A 14,855-nucleotide genomic window follows, 5' to 3' on the forward strand; every position below is an offset into this window, starting at 1 on the left:
GGTCGGGCCACGATGGTTTCACCAGGTCAGCGTTTGGGTGGTCTGTGCGGTGAGAGTGGCGGTGGTGGTGCCGGCTGTGCCGAGGGCCGTTGCGGTCGGCAGGCTGGTGACGAGATAGGCCGTTGCTGTGCCGGTGGTGCGGGTGACTCTCAGGTCGGCGATGGTGTCGCTGTTGAGGTTGGCGGCCTGGACGGCAGCACCGATACCGGAGGCGGCGACAGCACCCGCACCACCAAGAAAAGCCACGGCTGGTGTAGCTGGCCCAGCTGGCACACCGTCGCCGAAGTCACCGTCAGCATCGCCGTCGGAGTGGCCGTCGTCGCCGCTGTAGGTGCTGTTTGCGCCACCGGAGTCGGGTGTGTCCTCCTTGCCGCCGGCGTCGCCGGAGCCGCCTCCGGAGCAGCCTCCTACGGCACCTCCGTAACCCTCGGCGACGACGAATTCTCCGTTGGCGGACTCGCCACCGCCGCTGGCACAGGAGCCGTCTTCGGTGTCGCCACCGTTGGCCTCGGAGTTGGTGCGGGCGCGGTCAGATCCGCACTTACCGGCGGCACGTCCAAAGCCGCACAAGGCGCTGCCACCACAGCGATCGCCGAGACCGCAACCGCAGCCGCAACTGCAGCCGAAAGTGGCGCAGCCAAGGCAGTGCCGAGCTTAGGCCAGCGAGAGGCTCTGAACGCGGCTAAGGAGCTTGCTGATAACACCGCTTCTGTGCGTCCCTCGGCGGCAAGACCAGTGGTTTCAGAGGCGCTAAGGTTGAAGAGTGGGACGGTCTTGGCGAGCACCAGTATCCGCGGCGCGAAGGCTCGGATGCATCCAGCTGTTCAAGCAATTATTAATACGGTATCTCCGAGCATTCGGGGAAGCGGACACGGGCAATGTGGGCTTAGTGTGTGCGTATCGCAAGCGCTTTTTCGGGGAGAAAATCCAACGGGCGCAGATGCGGCGGGTGTTTTGATCAGAGGGGACGTGAAGCATGCTAGGCATGGAGAGGGAGCCTCTCCATGCAAAAGCTGCAATTCTCTGGTGGAGCACTTTGATATCAACTTCTGGGCAGGTGGTTAGTGATGAAAAGACTGTCGGAGGAAGCTATCAAAATTGTCGCAAAGGCAGGCTGGTTCCCGGGTCGTCACATTGACATCAGTGCATGGCGTGCTAGTTTCCAAGAATTGGGACTAGTAATGCACGAGGCCGCTGAGAACTTCCTGTCGGAATTCGGCGGCCTTTCATTCGAATATGATGACTCCGAACCCCGGCGGGCAATAAGATCTTTCGAGTTCGATCCCCTGCTTGGATGTGGCGAGGAGGGTAGGTTCGAAGATTGGGGAAACCTAATTGAGGTAAAGCTATTTCCGATTGGAGAATTAGATTTCGGAGTGAGTTTTATTGCGATCGGTGATGACGCGGTGCTGTATCTTGTTGCCGATTGGCTAGCTCGGTTTGGTGATGGAGTTGACGGGGTTGATAATATGATTATCGGTATGCATCCGGAGATCTTATATAACTCGTATCCTATTTAGGGCCAGGATCCCTTTTTGAATCGCATCAGGTCCGTGACCGGCAGATTTCAAGATTCGTGACGGTGCGTAGCACGCCGGGCACTCGGTGAGCCTTGTGCCTGTCGAACATGTCACGCGGGCAGCCCGGGCGGCATGTTCGTATTCGTGGAAGATGCCGCCAAGGCGGCCGCGGCGGTGGATGTTCAGGTGGGTGAGACGGTCGGGTCGGTGATCTGTTTCGGGCGGCGGTGCGAGTGGCCGGGGATTGGTGATGCCCTGATGCGGGCGATGCTCGTTGTAGAAGAGCCTTTGTACTCGCGTAACGCTTGCAGCAGGTGCCGCTGATTGAGGAGATCAGGGTCCGGTCGAGGAGTTCGCATCGGTCGTTGTGTACCTAGCGGTCCATGATCGCGTTCATCCGGGGTATCCGAACGCCTGTGTGCACCACGGTGATTCCGGCGTCGGTAATATGTGGTGCCGAACAGGAGCGGGTATTTGCCGTCCTGGTCGCGGATCAGGACTGCATCGGGCGTCCCGCGTCGTCGAGGTCCATCATCAGGTTGCGTGCGGTCTGGTTCACCAAGGCGGCGGTGGGATTTGTGGTGACGCCGAGGATATCCGGATGCGACGGGTGGCGTGTTCTATGACGGGCAGAACCTACAGTTTGGCGCCAGGTCGGGGTGGTCGTCGAAGAAGTCGGCGACGATGATCGCGTGACCTTGGGACCGCAAGAACGCAGCCTAAGTACTGCTGCTGCGCGCGGATGCCGGTTCGACACCGGCATCCTTGAGGATCTCTCAGATCGTAGAGGCGGCGACCTTCACGCCCAGAACGAGGATTTCGCCCTGGATGCGGCGGTAGCCCCAGGTGCTGTTCTCCTGGGTCAGGCGCAGGGCGAGGAGGCGTTTCGACCGGATGGTTCGTCGCCGTCCGGCCTGGTGAGGCCGGGAACTCCTGGCATGCCGGTGGGTAATAGGCCGGCGATGAGGTAGGTGGCGCGCTGGCTGCGGAGGTGGGCGCGGATCATGGTGACGGTCTGCCGGTCGCGGGCGATGCTCCTGCGACTTTGCCGCGGACTTGGGCGGGCCTTTGATGACCTGGTAGCCCGATGGTTGCGGTCCCGCTGGTCGAGGCGATCTCCGCGGTTTATGGAGTGGCTGTTATCGACCTGACGTGAGTTCACGCCACACGCCGTTGACCTTGACATACGTTTCATCAACGAACCAGCGGTCACCGGGCGAACCGGGCCGCATCGGCCAGCAGCGGCGTGAACCGCTGCACCCACCGGTACACGGTGACGTGGTCGGCTTCGATACCGCGTTCGGCGAGCAACTCCTCGACGTCGCGGTACGACAGGTTGTAGCGCAGGTACCAGCGGACCGCCACCACGATCACCTCCGGCGGGAACCGGAACCCCGCGAACGCTGACGAAGGCGCAGACCACGAACGCGACCGGGCTGAAGACCTCACCGATCAACTGTGCCTGACCGCGCGACCGAGCCGACACCACTGCACCCGATCGCTCAACGCAACAGCGCCGCTCGGCGGCTAACGCGCGGCACCAGTGCTGCGGCGGCCTCGGCCTTGGCGCGTTCGGTTTCCGGCTCTTGGATGACGGACGTGGGCTCTGTTGCGTTGTTCGATCGGGAGACCTATCCAGGCACCCCGGCCGCCGCACGGATGCGTTCGTACAGTCCGAGGTATGTCTCCGCCATCACCGCCGGGGTGAACCGGCGGGCCGCCGCCGACCGGCACTCCCTTTCGTCGATGTTCCGGGCGGCGTGCACGAGTTCACCCAGTTCCTCCTCGTCGGTGGTGATCAGGCCGGTGCGACCGTGCTCGATCAACTCTGGGAGGCAGCCGCGGGCGATGCCCACCACCGGTGTTCCCAGGGCGAGTGACTCGACCACCGCGGTGCCGCCGGGTTCGTTCCAGCGCAGCGGGAACAGTGCGACCGCGGCGGACGCGACCAGGTCGTCGCGCGCCGCACCGGCGACCGTGCCGATCCAGCGGACCCGGTCTCCGTCGACGTGCGGGGCCACCTGTTCGTGCCAGAACCGGACGTCCGGGTTCTGCGGGTCGGCGGCGGCCAGGTCGGCGGGCTGCTGGTACGGGCCGACCGGTCCGGCCAGCACCAGGTCGAACCCGGCACTGTGCGCGAGCCGGGCGGCCAGGTCCTGTCCTTTACCCGGGGTGATCCGGCCGAGGACCACGGCGTAGGGGCGTTTCCGCACCGGCGGCCGCTGGTCGGCCCGGTCGGCGAGCGGGGTGGCGAGGTGCACGTGGCCGATCGCGTGCGAGCGCAGCGCCGCGGGCGCGTGGGTGAGCTGGTCGGCGGAGACCCCGTTGACCCGGACCCGCGGGCCACCGTCGAACGTGCCGTACAACTCGGGGTGTTTCTGCAGGTCCCAGTGCAGGGTGTGCAGGCCTGGCGGGGCATCGTGGCCGAGACCGGCCAGCATGGTCAGCCCGGCCGCCTCGACGTGGTCGTGCACCAGGTCGATGTCGCCTTCGGAGAGTCGCCGGACCACCGCGTGCTGGTGTGCCGGCACCACCCCGCACACCTGGTTGTACGGCCGCTGAAGCAGCTCGAACCGGCCGCTGGGGAAGACCGACACCCGCTCGTCGACGGGCAGTTCGCTGTCGCCGACGGTGGCCAGCACCACCTCGACGCCGAGTCGGCGCAGCTCGGGCACCAGGGTGGCGATGATGTTCTCGATGCCGCCGTAACCGCGTGGCGGTACCGGAAGCCACGGTCCGGCGTTCATCAGGACCTTCATGCGGCCGGCGCCGTCACGGTCTGGGCGACAGTGGTCAGCGGGGGCCGTTCCTGCACGCCGATGTCGGCGACACTGACCTGGCGGTTGAGGTGCGGCAGCTGGTCGTCACCGCCCCGGCTGAACTGGGTGAGCATCGTGGTGGGCGGCAGCGGCTCGGTGACCAGGCCGCGATGGTAGAGCCGGCTCCACGCGGTCACCATGATCTGTGCGGACATCCGGCCGAGCGCGGCCAGGTTCTGGTGCCGGTGGTGGCGTTCGCCGAGGTCGACCTGGGCGAGCGCGGCTGGGCCGACGTGGTCGAGCAGGTCGATGAGCATGGCGATCTCGACGCCGTAGCCGGAGACGAACGGAATGGCCTCCAGGGTGGTGCGGCGGCCCGCGTACTCCCCGGCCAGCGGCTGCACAAAACCGGCCAGTTCCGGCCAGAACAGGTTGAGCAGCGGGCGGGCGCTGATCTCGGTGACCCGGCCGCCGCCGTCTGCTTCGACACCGGCCGCGCCGGCCAGCGGGCGGTGGTAGAAGCCCTTGACGAACTCCACCGAGCGGTCGGTGAGCAACGGGCCGAGTAGTCCGATGACGAACGTCGAGGAGAAGTCGCGCAAGTCACCGTCGACGAACGCGACGACGTCACCGGTGCTCGCCGCGAGACCGGCCCAGAGTGCGTCGCCCTTGCCGTCCATCCGGGGCAGTCCCGACGTGACCTCGTCCTGGTCCACCACGCGGGCCCCGGCGCGGGCGGCGACCTCGGCGGTCGCGTCGGTGGAGCGTGAGTCGACCACCACGATCTCGTCGACCAGCTGGACCTCGGTGACGAGCTGCCGGTGGATGGTCGCCACGATGGCGCCGATCGTCTCCTGCTCGTTGCGGGCGGGAATGACCACGCTGACCGTGGTGCCGCGTTTGGCCTCGGCGAGTTGCCGCGCGTTCCACTGACCGGCGTCGGCGGTGCGGTAGGCGGTCCATGCCTCGACTACGGGCGCGGCGTTCGGTGGAGTCAACAGATGCACAACGGACCCCCGAAGATCAACGACTGATGGAGACCGCGCTTTGCCCTCCCACGCGCCGCTCAATCTTTCCGGCCCGTTAACAACGATCCACAGCCGCCTCTGGGAGGTTTCGCCTGCTTCTAGGGGGAAAGAGGTCCGGCCGCAACGAACCGTCGATGGTAGGAGGCCGGAATGCCGGCGACAAGAGTGGGTCTGGTGGGCGCGGGCGGCGTGGCACAGCGGCACGCGCGAGTGCTCTCCGGACTCAAGGGGGTCCAGCTCACGGCCGTGACGGACGTGGTGCCCGAGGCGGCCCGCCGGTTGGCCGAGGAGCATGGTGCCAGTGTCCTGCCGGACGTGGCGGCTGTGCTCACGCAGGGCGTCGACGCGGTCTACGTGTGCGTGCCACCCTTTGCCCACGGGCCCGCGGAGCGAGCCGTCATCGATTCGGGGATTCCGCTATTTGTGGAAAAGCCTATAAGTATTGATCTTGACGAAGCTCTCAAAACGGGCGAGCTGATCACCGCACGTGGTCTGCTGACCGGGGTCGGCCATCACTGGCGCTACAGCGCCCTCGTGGACCAGGCCCAACAGATTCTTCAAGGCCGGGTGGTACGTCTGGTCTCCGGCTCGTGGCTCGACAAGGTCCCGCCGGTCGGCTGGTGGCCACACCGCGACCGGTCCGGTGGCCCGATCGTCGAGCAGGCCGCACACGTGCTGGACCTCGCCCGGCACCTGGTCGGCGAAGTGACCGAGGTGAGTGCGGTGGGCAACGGCACCCCGCCGGTCGAGGGCGCCGACATCGACGGCGCGATCGCGGCGACCCTGCGCTTCGCCGGAGGCACCGTCGGCACCCTGGCCACCACCAGCGTGCTCGGCTGGAAACAGCGCGCCGGACTGGAGATCTACGCCGACGGGCTGGCGCTGGCGATCACCGAGGACCGGTTGACGGTCCGTGACGGTGACCGGGAATGGCAGATGGAAGCCGATCCGGAAGCCGCCCGGGTAGCCGTCGACCAGGCGTTCATCGACGCGGTCCGGGGCGCCGGGGACGATGTGCGAGTCCCGTACGCCGAGGCCCTGCGCACCCACGCGCTGGCCACCGCGACGGCCGAATCGGCCGCGACCGGCCGTGTCGTGGCGGTGCCGCATGTCTGACCGCAACCTGGTGGTCACCGGGCCCGGCGAGCTGAAGATCGTCGACGAGCCCGAGACACCCGGCCCCTTCCGGGTCCGCACCCTGTTCAGTGGCGTCTCGGCCGGTACCGAGCTGAGCTTCGTCAAAGACACCAACCCGGCGCTGCACGAGGCCTTCGACCCGGTACTGGGGCTGTTCGGCGGCACCACCGACCCGTACCCGGTGACCCGCCTGGGTTACATGGAGGTCGGCCGGGTCGAGCACAGCGACACTCCAGCGATCACCGAGGGCGACGTGGTCGCCATGACGTACGGCCACCGCACCGGCTGGACCGGCGACCCGCTGCGCGACCGGGTGGTCGTCCTGCCGCCCGGCTTGGACCCGATCCTCGGCATCTACGTCGCGCACATGGGCCCGATCTGCGCCAACGGCCTGCTGCACGCCGCCGCCGATCTGTACGGCTCCGACGTACGCCGGCTCGGTGACGGCGTCGAGGGCCGCCGGGTGGCAGTGGTCGGCGCCGGCGTGGTCGGCCTGCTCACCGCACTGTTCGCCCGCGCACACGGCGCCGCCTCGGTGGTGGTCGTCGACCCCACCGCACAGCGCCGCGCGGTCGCCGAAGCTCTCGGGCTGAGCACCCTGGACCCGGACGCCCAGGACGCCGGGGTGGCGTTGAAGACCAGGTGGCGGCACACCGCCGACGACCGGGGCGCCGACGTGGTCTTCCAGTGCCGCGGGCAGTCCGCCGCCCTGCACCTGGCACTGCGCCTGCTCCGCCCGCAGGGAACCGTCATCGACCTCGCCTTCTACCAAGGCGGGGCGGACGACGTCCGGCTCGGCGCGGAGTTCCACCACAACGGCCTGACGATCCGCTGCGCGCAGATCGGCCGGGTACCGCGCGGGCTGGCTGCCACCTGGGACCGGGAGCGGCTGTCCGCCGAGACCATCCGCCTGCTGCAGCGCGACGGCGAGGCGATCCGCCGCCACCTGATCACCGCGGTGGTCCCGTTCGACGAGGCACCGGCGCTGCTGACCGATCTCGGTGCCCGTCGGCGCCAGGAGATCCAGGCGGTACTGGAGTTCCCCGACAACCGTTGAGCGGGAACCGGACACCAAGCGGTGTCCAGACCGGGTCGGCGATCATCGAGTTCACCGCGACGGTCGCCGACCGGCCCGACGGGGCGATGCCCACATAGGTCACGTAACAGCCTGCGCTACCCGGCGAGCAGGTACTCCCGCACCCGGCCACGCGCCAGATGGATCCGCGATTTCACGGTGCCCTCCGGAATCCCCAGGTGCGCGGCGATCTCCTTGTAGTCCAGCTGGCAGACGTCCCGCAGCACCATCGGCTCGGCGAGTGTCGCGTCGAGCCGTTCGAGGGCGTCGAGCAGATCGAGCCGCGACCCGGCGATGACACTCGTGGTCCGGGCGTCGGCCACGTCCACCGGCATCTCCGCGTACCCCCGCTCGGCGGCCCGCCGCTTCAACGTCCGGTACGTCTGCCGCGACCCGTTCGCGATGATCACATGCAGCCAGGTGCTGAACCGGGAACGTCCCTCGAACCTGCCGATGTTGCGCGCCACCTGCAGGAGCACGTCCTGGCAGGCTTCCTCGGCGTCCTGATAGCACGGCAGGAACCGCGCGCACCGCCGCAGCACCCCGGGCCGGATGACGGCCAGCAGCGTCTCGAGCGCCGCGCCGTCACCGGCGGACGCCTTCCGGGCCAGTTCTTCCTGTTCGTCTCGCACGTCGTCCCCGTCCCCCGATTCACCGACGTTGATAATAAGAGCGTGCAGGTACCCGACACGATCGGCCGCTATCGAATCACCGGACGCCTGGGCTCCGGAGCTTTCGCCACCGTCTGGCTCGCCGAGGACGACCTGCTCGAATCCCGGGTGGCCATCAAGATCCTCGCCGACAACTGGTCTCATCACCCCGACGTCCGGGCCCGGTTCGAGCAGGAGGCCCAGGTGCTGCGCCGCGCCGATTCGGAGCGCCTGGTCCGGGTGCACGACTTCGGTGAGCTGCCGGACGGCCGCCCGTACCAGGTGATGACCTACGCCGCCGGCGGCACCCTCCAGGACCGCCTCGACCAGGGACCGATGCCGGTCCGGACGGCACTGCGCACCGCCGGTGACATCGCCCGTGCCGTCAGCGTCCTGCACGACTCGGGTGTGCTGCACCGCGATCTGAAGCCGTCGAACGTCCTCTTCGACACGGTCCGCGGCGCCGAGCGGCTACTCGTCGCCGACCTGGGCCTGGCGAAGGAGATCGCCCACGCGTCCGGGTTCACCGTGGTCGTCGGCACCCCCGGCTACATGGCCCCCGAGCAGCTCCTTCCCGGCGGCGGCCTGGACGTGCGCGCCGATGTGCACGCCATCGGCGCGATGACCTATCAGATGTTGACCGGCAGTCCCCCGCAGGCCGGTCGGGCCACCACCGTGCCGTCGAAGTTGCGGGCCGGCGTCTCCCGCGAGGTGGACCGGGTGGTGATGCGGGCGCTGGACGCCGACCGGGACCGCCGCTGGCCGTCGACCGCCGCTTTCGCCACTGCCCTCGCGTCGTCCACCACCGTCACTCCGAGCCGAGCCCTGCGACTGCTACGCAACGGTGTGGGCAGCGTGCTCGCGGTGGCCCTGCTGGCTCAGACCGGTGGCGCGACAGTGGTGGGCGGCACCCCGCCCGGCTGGGTCCGGGTCACCGACGCGGCCGGCGCCGTGTCGGTGTCGGTTCCCGGCGCCTGGGCCCGGCAGCTGCGGGACGCCGGTTGGAACGTCGCTGCGGTGGGCCTGCCCGCCGCCTCCCAGCCGGGCCTGCAGATCAGCGCCGACCTGTCCTCGGACACCGCGCCCGGCCTGTTCGCCGGGCTGCTGGCACCGGGTGCGACGGCCACCGTCCCGACCCATCCCGGATGCCTCCGGGAGCCGGACCGCACGATCGCGGCGGCCGGCATGACCGGCCGGGTGCAGCGCTGGACCAGTTGCGCCGGCGACACCGTCTCGTACGACGAGGTGGTCCTGTCCCGCCCCGGCGACCCGGGCGCCTATCTCCAGATCCGCCAGGGCAGCCGGGACACCGACCGGACCGACGGCATCCTCCGTACACTCCGCGTGCCTCACTCGTAGCAGTCCTGACGGTCGTGCTCCAGGCCCAGCTCGCCGACCTTGCCGTCCTTGAACCCGAAGCGGTAGTGCACGTTCGCGTACTCGTCCTTGGTCCCGGCGTACGTCGTACCGGTGCCGTTGAATCCCCCTTCGGCGTCGACGGCACGGATGGTGAAGTCGGTGTAGGCCCGTTTCACCTGGGCGAGGGTGCTGCCGATCCGGATGCCTTCCGGAGTAGCGATCCGGCCGGTGACTGTGATGGCGATGATCCCCCGGGCCGACGACGCGGTGATCAGCGTCCCGCCGGTCGGGTCCGCCTTCAATCGCCAGTAGTCGCACCGGGACTCCTCCGCCGAGGCCTCGACCAGGCCGGTCGCCAGCGCCGCCTTCTTCGTCATCCCGACCTTGAGCCTGCCGAGACCGGTCGGCCCGAGCACACTCACGGACGCCGCGGACGACGGCGACCGCGACGGCTCCCTGGAGGCCACCGGGCTGGACGACGACACCGCCGAGGGGGAGGCGGAGGCGGACGGGCGGGGTGAGGCGCTCGGTGAAGCCGGCGCGGTGGGGGTGGCGGCGCCCACCGGAGCGGCATCACCGGCCACCTTCTCCGGGGCATCGGCACATCCGGTCGTGATGGCCACACCGGCCACCGCCGCGAGAACCATGATTCTGCGTCGCATCTTTCCCAGCCTTTCAAGTCGGTCAGTCATGTGGTGCGATGCGGTCGCGGAGAGCATGGTTCTCGCCCGCATGTTACGGATCGATAACGTCCTTGCCGGTGTTCAGCATCTATCCACCCGATGTCCAGGTCGATCCGGGATCGTCGTGTCCTATGCAACGGACTACCGGCATCGCTGCTCTTGTCGCCCTCACGACCCTGGCCGCCGGCACGCCGGCTTTCGCCACTCAGCGGGCACCGCGCGAGATAACGGCAGCCGTGGAGACCCCCGCACTATTCGACGACGAGGACGGCGCCGACGCGAACGCCGACGATCCCGCGATCTGGGTCAACCAGGCCGACAAGGCCCGCAGCCTGGTCATCGGCACGGCCAAGAACGGCGGCCTGCGCGTCTACGACCTGAAGGGCCGCGAGGTCCAGTCGATCAGCACGCCCGAGGGCGGCCGTTTCAACAATGTGGACATCCTGACCGGGTTCACCTTCGGCAAGCGCAAGGTCGACGTAGCCGTCGTCACCGACCGCGGCCTGGACAAACTCCGCGTCTACCGGATCGAGGCGTCTGGGCTCACCGACATCACCTCGGCCGAGGCGCCACTGCTGTTCTCCAAGGACCAGGCCGAGGTCGAGGAGCAGGCCACCGGGTACGGCGTCGCCGTCTACGGCCGCTACGCCGTGGTGAGCCGTCGGCACAGCACCCGGCTGGGGATCTTCCGCCTCGAAGAGAAGAACGGCAAGGTCACCTACCGCACCACCGACACCCTGGACCTGCCGCGCGAGTTCCGCCTCCCCGACGGCAGCACCTGGTCGCCGTGCACCGAACCCGGCGAGGACCCGCAGGTCGAGGGCATGGTCGTGGACGCCGAGGCGGGCGTGCTCTACGTCGCCCAAGAGGACGTCGCGCTCTGGCGCATCAACCTGGCCGGCGGCACGTTCAGCAGCATTCCCCGAATCGTCGAACGGGTCCGCGAATTCGGCCAGCCTGCCACCTTCGACCCCGAGTCGGAGGAATGCACCGTCGAATACACCAACGGTTTCGGCGGCCGCATCACCGCCGACGTCGAAGGCGCGACCATCTACCCCACCGGAAAACGCGACGGCTACCTGATCGTCTCCAGCCAGGGCGACAGCCGATTCTTCGTCTACGACCGCCGCACCAACAAGCCGGTCACCATCTTCTCGGTGGTGGACGGCAAAAAGACCGACGGCGTCCAGCACTCCGACGGCGCCGCGGTGACTTCGGTAGCGCTTCCCGGTTACCCGAAGGGCCTCCTGGTCCTCCACGACGGCGAGAACACCCCCGACGAGGGCCGCACCAACACCAACTTCAAGTTCGTCGACTGGCGTTCCCTGGGCCTGGGCTCCTAGACACACGAAAGGGCCTGTTCCACCGTTCCCCAACGGCAGATCAGGCCCTTTTCTTGTACGCCTACACCTTCCACAAACACACCGGCAGCCTCTCGGCTTCGCCGCTACCGTCCTCCCGCACCACCGACCGGATCATCGCCCAGCGCGACTGCCTGCCACTCTCGAAGAATCGTGTCGTAGAGCTGGTCGAACGACACCGCCAGCGCCGAAGTGCTGACGTGCACCCCAGCCCACCCGGCCCCCTGGTTGATCCGCTGCATGACCCGGCTGGCCCCGGCGAGATAGCCCCGTTCGAACGTCGGCTCCAGATCCAGCGCCACAAACCGCTGCTTCTGCAAGTTGACCTGCCGCACGCCCCGAACCACCGTCCAAGGCACCACCTGCTTCGACAGCCGAACGTCCCGCATCCCCGCCGAGTTCACCTCGATCACCGGTTCCCGGCGAAGAAGCTGCCGCCCCAGGATGAACACCCCGAACCCGAAGAACAGCACCCCCACCACTCCGACAACCTGTTGGAACAAGCCGCCGGCCGAAATCATCCAGCCACTAGCACCGACGAGAACAAACGCGAGCAGAAGCAGTCCAGCAGTCTTGGGCAGAGACCGGTATACAACCATCACAGGCATCCTCAGAAGCACCGAACGGGGAATGCAGAAAAGGCCCACCCGGTCACCCGGGTGGGCCTTTCCATACGTTTGAGTCCGGCGGCGTCCTACTCTCCCACACCCTCACGAGTGCAGTACCATCGGCGCTGGAGGGCTTAGCTACCGGGTTCGGAATGTAACCGGGCGTTTCCCCTCCGCTATGACCACCGAAACAGCCATCAGCGAAACATCAACCAGCAACCCGAGGACCGGACTTCTCCGGATCGGGGTGGTTGTTCGTTTGCTGTGAATCACACAGTGGACGCTAAGCACAAAATTTAGGGTGGTTAAGCCCTCGGCCTATTAGTACCGGTCAACTCAACACGTTACCGTGCTTACATCTCCGGCCTATCAACCCAGTAGTCTAGCTGGGAGCCTTACCCACTCAAGGTGGTGGGATACCTCATCTCGAAGCAGGCTTCCCGCTTAGATGCTTTCAGCGGTTATCCCTTCCGAACGTAGCCAACCAGCCATGCTCCTGGCGGAACAACTGGCACACCAGAGGTTCGTCCGTCCCGGTCCTCTCGTACTAGGGACAGCCCTTCTCAAGTATCCAACGCGCACGGCGGATAGGGACCGAACTGTCTCACGACGTTCTAAACCCAGCTCGCGTACCGCTTTAATGGGCGAACAGCCCAACCCTTGGGACCTGCTACAGCCCCAGGATGCGACGAGCCGACATCGAGGTGCCAAACCATCCCGTCGATATGGACTCTTGGGGAAGATCAGCCTGTTATCCCCGGGGTACCTTTTATCCGTTGAGCGACACCGCTTCCACTCGCAAGTGCCGGATCACTAGTCCCGACTTTCGTCCCTGCTCGACCCGTCAGTCTCACAGTCAAGCTCCCTTGTGCACTTACACTCAACACCTGATTGCCAACCAGGCTGAGGGAACCTTTGGGCGCCTCCGTTACCCTTTAGGAGGCAACCGCCCCAGTTAAACTACCCACCAGACACTGTCCCTCGACCCGATCAGGGCCGCAAGTTAGATACCCAAACCCAACAGAGTGGTATTTCAACATTGCCTCCACCCGAACTGGCGTCCGAGCTTCACCGGCTCCCACCTATCCTACACAATTAAATTCAGATACCAATGTCAAGCTATAGTAAAGGTCCCGGGGTCTTTCCGTCCTGCCGCGCGTAACGAGCATCTTTACTCGTACTGCAATTTCGCCGGGCCTGTGGTTGAGACAGTGGGGAAGTCGTTACGCCATTCGTGCAGGTCGGAACTTACCCGACAAGGAATTTCGCTACCTTAGGATGGTTATAGTTACCACCGCCGTTTACTGGCGCTTAAGTTCTCCGCCTCGCCCTCACGGGCTAACAGGTCCCCTTAACGTTCCAGCACCGGGCAGGCGTCAGTCCATATACATCGTCTTACGACTTGGCATGGACCTGTGTTTTTAGTAAACAGTCGCTTCCCCCTGCTCTCTGCGGCCATACCACGCTCCACCAGCAAGTGGCTTCACGCGTCCGGCCCCCCTTCTCCCTAAGTTACGGGGGCAATTTGCCGAGTTCCTTAACCACAGTTCACCCGTCGCCTTGGTATTCTCTACCTGACCACCTGTGTCGGTTTAGGGTACGGGCCGCTCAAAGCTCGCTAGAGGCTTTTCTCGGCAGCATAGGATCAATGACTTCACCAGAACGGCTCGGCATCACGTCTCAGACTATATGCACCGCGGATTTGCCTACGGTACGTCCTACACGCTTACCCCGGCACAACCACCGGCCGGGATCATCTACCTTCCTGCGTCACCCCATCGCTAAACTACTACCCGCTGAGGTCCTAGTCTCCCGCATCGCCGGCCGAAGCCATTGAATTGATCAAGTAGTTAGTACAACGAGGTTCGTCTTGGGCGCTTCTTTGCGGGTACGGGAATATCAACCCGTTATCCATCGACTACGCCTCTCGGCCTCGCCTTAGGCCCCGACTCACCCAGGGCGGATTAGCCTGGCCCTGGAACCCTTGGTCATCCGGCGGAAGGGGTTCTCACCCTTCATTCGCTACTCATGCCTGCATTCTCACTCGTATGGCGTCCACGGCTGGATCACTCCGCCGCTTCACCCGCCATACGACGCTCCCCTACCCATCCACACACCTGCACAACACTCACGAAGAGTGAAGCGAAGTAAAGTATGAATGCCACAGCTTCGGCGGTGTGCTTGAGCCCCGCTACATTGTCGGCGCGGAACCACTTGACCAGTGAGCTATTACGCACTCTTTAAAGGGTGGCTGCTTCTAAGCCAACCTCCTGGTTGTCAATGCGATCCCACATCCTTTTCCACTTAGCACACGCTTAGGGGCCTTAGCTGGCGATCTGGGCTGTTTCCCTCTCGACTACGAAGCTTATCCCCCGCAGTCTCACTGCCGCGCTCTCACTTACCGGCATTCGGAGTTTGGCTGATTTCAGTAAGCTTGTGGGCCCCCTAGACCATCCAGTGCTCTACCTCCGGCAAGAAACACGCGACGCTGCACCTAAATGCATTTCGGGGAGAACCAGCTATCACGGAGTTTGATTGGCCTTTCACCCCTAACCACAGGTCATCCCCCAACTTTTCAACGTTGGTGGGTTCGGTCCTCCACGCAGTCTTACCCACGCTTCAACCTGCCCATGGCTAGATCACTCCGCTTCGGGTCTAGAACATGCGACTAAAAG

The 14,855-nt window shown here is 65.8% G+C and carries 11 protein-coding genes, 2 rRNA genes and 1 pseudogene (1 of these 14 only partly in view); 5 read left to right on the top strand and 9 right to left on the bottom strand.

The window, feature by feature from the left end; translation table 11 throughout:
* Window positions 1-18: 18 nt before the first annotated feature.
* On the bottom strand, window positions 19-570 hold the full coding sequence (locus BLU81_RS32300) for a hypothetical protein (protein WP_092549816.1): 552 nt from the start codon (window positions 568-570) through the stop codon (window positions 19-21).
* Between the two features lie 497 nt (window positions 571-1,067).
* Between BLU81_RS32300 and BLU81_RS32305 the strand changes: the two genes are divergently transcribed.
* Window positions 1,068-1,520, top strand: a complete 453-nt coding sequence (locus BLU81_RS32305) for an SUKH-3 domain-containing protein (RefSeq protein WP_092549819.1) — start codon at window positions 1,068-1,070, stop codon at window positions 1,518-1,520.
* Window positions 1,521-2,674: 1,154 nt separating this feature from the next.
* Here the strand turns inward: BLU81_RS32305 and BLU81_RS32315 are convergent.
* From BLU81_RS32315 to BLU81_RS32325, 3 genes and pseudogenes are all read right to left on the bottom strand, one after another.
* Window positions 2,675-2,969: pseudogene (locus tag BLU81_RS32315) on the bottom strand (IS6 family transposase); the annotation flags it as partial.
* A gap of 182 nt (window positions 2,970-3,151) precedes the next feature.
* Window positions 3,152-4,267 carry a glycosyltransferase gene (locus tag BLU81_RS32320; RefSeq protein WP_197686007.1) on the bottom strand — a complete coding sequence of 372 codons (1,116 nt, stop codon included), beginning with the start codon at window positions 4,265-4,267 and terminating at the stop codon, window positions 3,152-3,154.
* Window positions 4,268-4,275: 8 nt separating this feature from the next.
* Window positions 4,276-5,277, bottom strand: a complete 1,002-nt coding sequence (locus BLU81_RS32325; protein WP_092557951.1) for a glucosyl-3-phosphoglycerate synthase — start codon at window positions 5,275-5,277, stop codon at window positions 4,276-4,278.
* 180 nt (window positions 5,278-5,457) lie between these two features.
* On the opposite strand from BLU81_RS32325, the gene BLU81_RS32330 reads away from it, so the two are divergent.
* Window positions 5,458-6,423, top strand: coding sequence for a Gfo/Idh/MocA family protein (locus tag BLU81_RS32330; protein WP_092549825.1), 966 nt, complete (start codon window positions 5,458-5,460; stop codon window positions 6,421-6,423).
* Entirely contained in the window at window positions 6,416-7,501 is a 1,086-nt protein-coding gene (locus BLU81_RS32335) for a zinc-dependent alcohol dehydrogenase (RefSeq protein WP_092549828.1), read from the top strand. The genes BLU81_RS32330 and BLU81_RS32335 overlap by 8 nt, the downstream gene beginning before the upstream one ends.
* 116 nt (window positions 7,502-7,617) lie before the next feature.
* Here the strand turns inward: BLU81_RS32335 and BLU81_RS32340 are convergent, their stop codons facing one another.
* Window positions 7,618-8,151 carry an RNA polymerase sigma factor gene (locus tag BLU81_RS32340; RefSeq protein WP_092557953.1) on the bottom strand — a complete coding sequence of 178 codons (534 nt, stop codon included), beginning with the start codon at window positions 8,149-8,151 and terminating at the stop codon, window positions 7,618-7,620.
* Between the two features lie 42 nt (window positions 8,152-8,193).
* Here BLU81_RS32340 and BLU81_RS50970 point away from each other — a divergent pair, with 42 nt between their 5' ends.
* Window positions 8,194-9,528, top strand: a complete 1,335-nt coding sequence (locus BLU81_RS50970; protein ID WP_157751861.1) for a serine/threonine-protein kinase — start codon at window positions 8,194-8,196, stop codon at window positions 9,526-9,528.
* On the opposite strand, the gene BLU81_RS32350 is transcribed toward BLU81_RS50970, so the two are convergent.
* Window positions 9,519-10,190 carry a hypothetical protein gene (locus BLU81_RS32350; protein ID WP_157751862.1) on the bottom strand — a complete coding sequence of 224 codons (672 nt, stop codon included), beginning with the start codon at window positions 10,188-10,190 and terminating at the stop codon, window positions 9,519-9,521. The genes BLU81_RS50970 and BLU81_RS32350 overlap by 10 nt on opposite strands.
* Window positions 10,191-10,342: 152 nt before the next feature.
* On the opposite strand from BLU81_RS32350, the gene BLU81_RS32355 reads away from it, so the two are divergent.
* Complete coding sequence (locus BLU81_RS32355; RefSeq protein WP_092549837.1) at window positions 10,343-11,554, top strand: phytase; 1,212 nt, start codon at window positions 10,343-10,345, stop codon at window positions 11,552-11,554.
* Window positions 11,555-11,658: 104 nt separating this feature from the next.
* Here BLU81_RS32355 and BLU81_RS32360 read toward each other — a convergent pair whose 3' ends face one another.
* From BLU81_RS32360 to BLU81_RS32370, 3 genes are all read right to left on the bottom strand, one after another.
* Complete coding sequence (locus BLU81_RS32360) at window positions 11,659-12,180, bottom strand: STM3941 family protein (protein WP_092549840.1); 522 nt, start codon at window positions 12,178-12,180, stop codon at window positions 11,659-11,661.
* A 73-nt stretch (window positions 12,181-12,253) separates the two neighbouring features.
* A 5S ribosomal RNA gene (gene rrf / locus BLU81_RS32365) occupies window positions 12,254-12,370 on the bottom strand.
* Window positions 12,371-12,481: 111 nt separating this feature from the next.
* Window positions 12,482-14,855 (bottom strand): 23S ribosomal RNA (locus BLU81_RS32370) (it continues 741 nt past the right edge of the window).

It is taken from the genome of Actinoplanes derwentensis (assembly GCF_900104725.1).
GTDB classification, from domain to species: domain Bacteria; phylum Actinomycetota; class Actinomycetes; order Mycobacteriales; family Micromonosporaceae; genus Actinoplanes; species Actinoplanes derwentensis.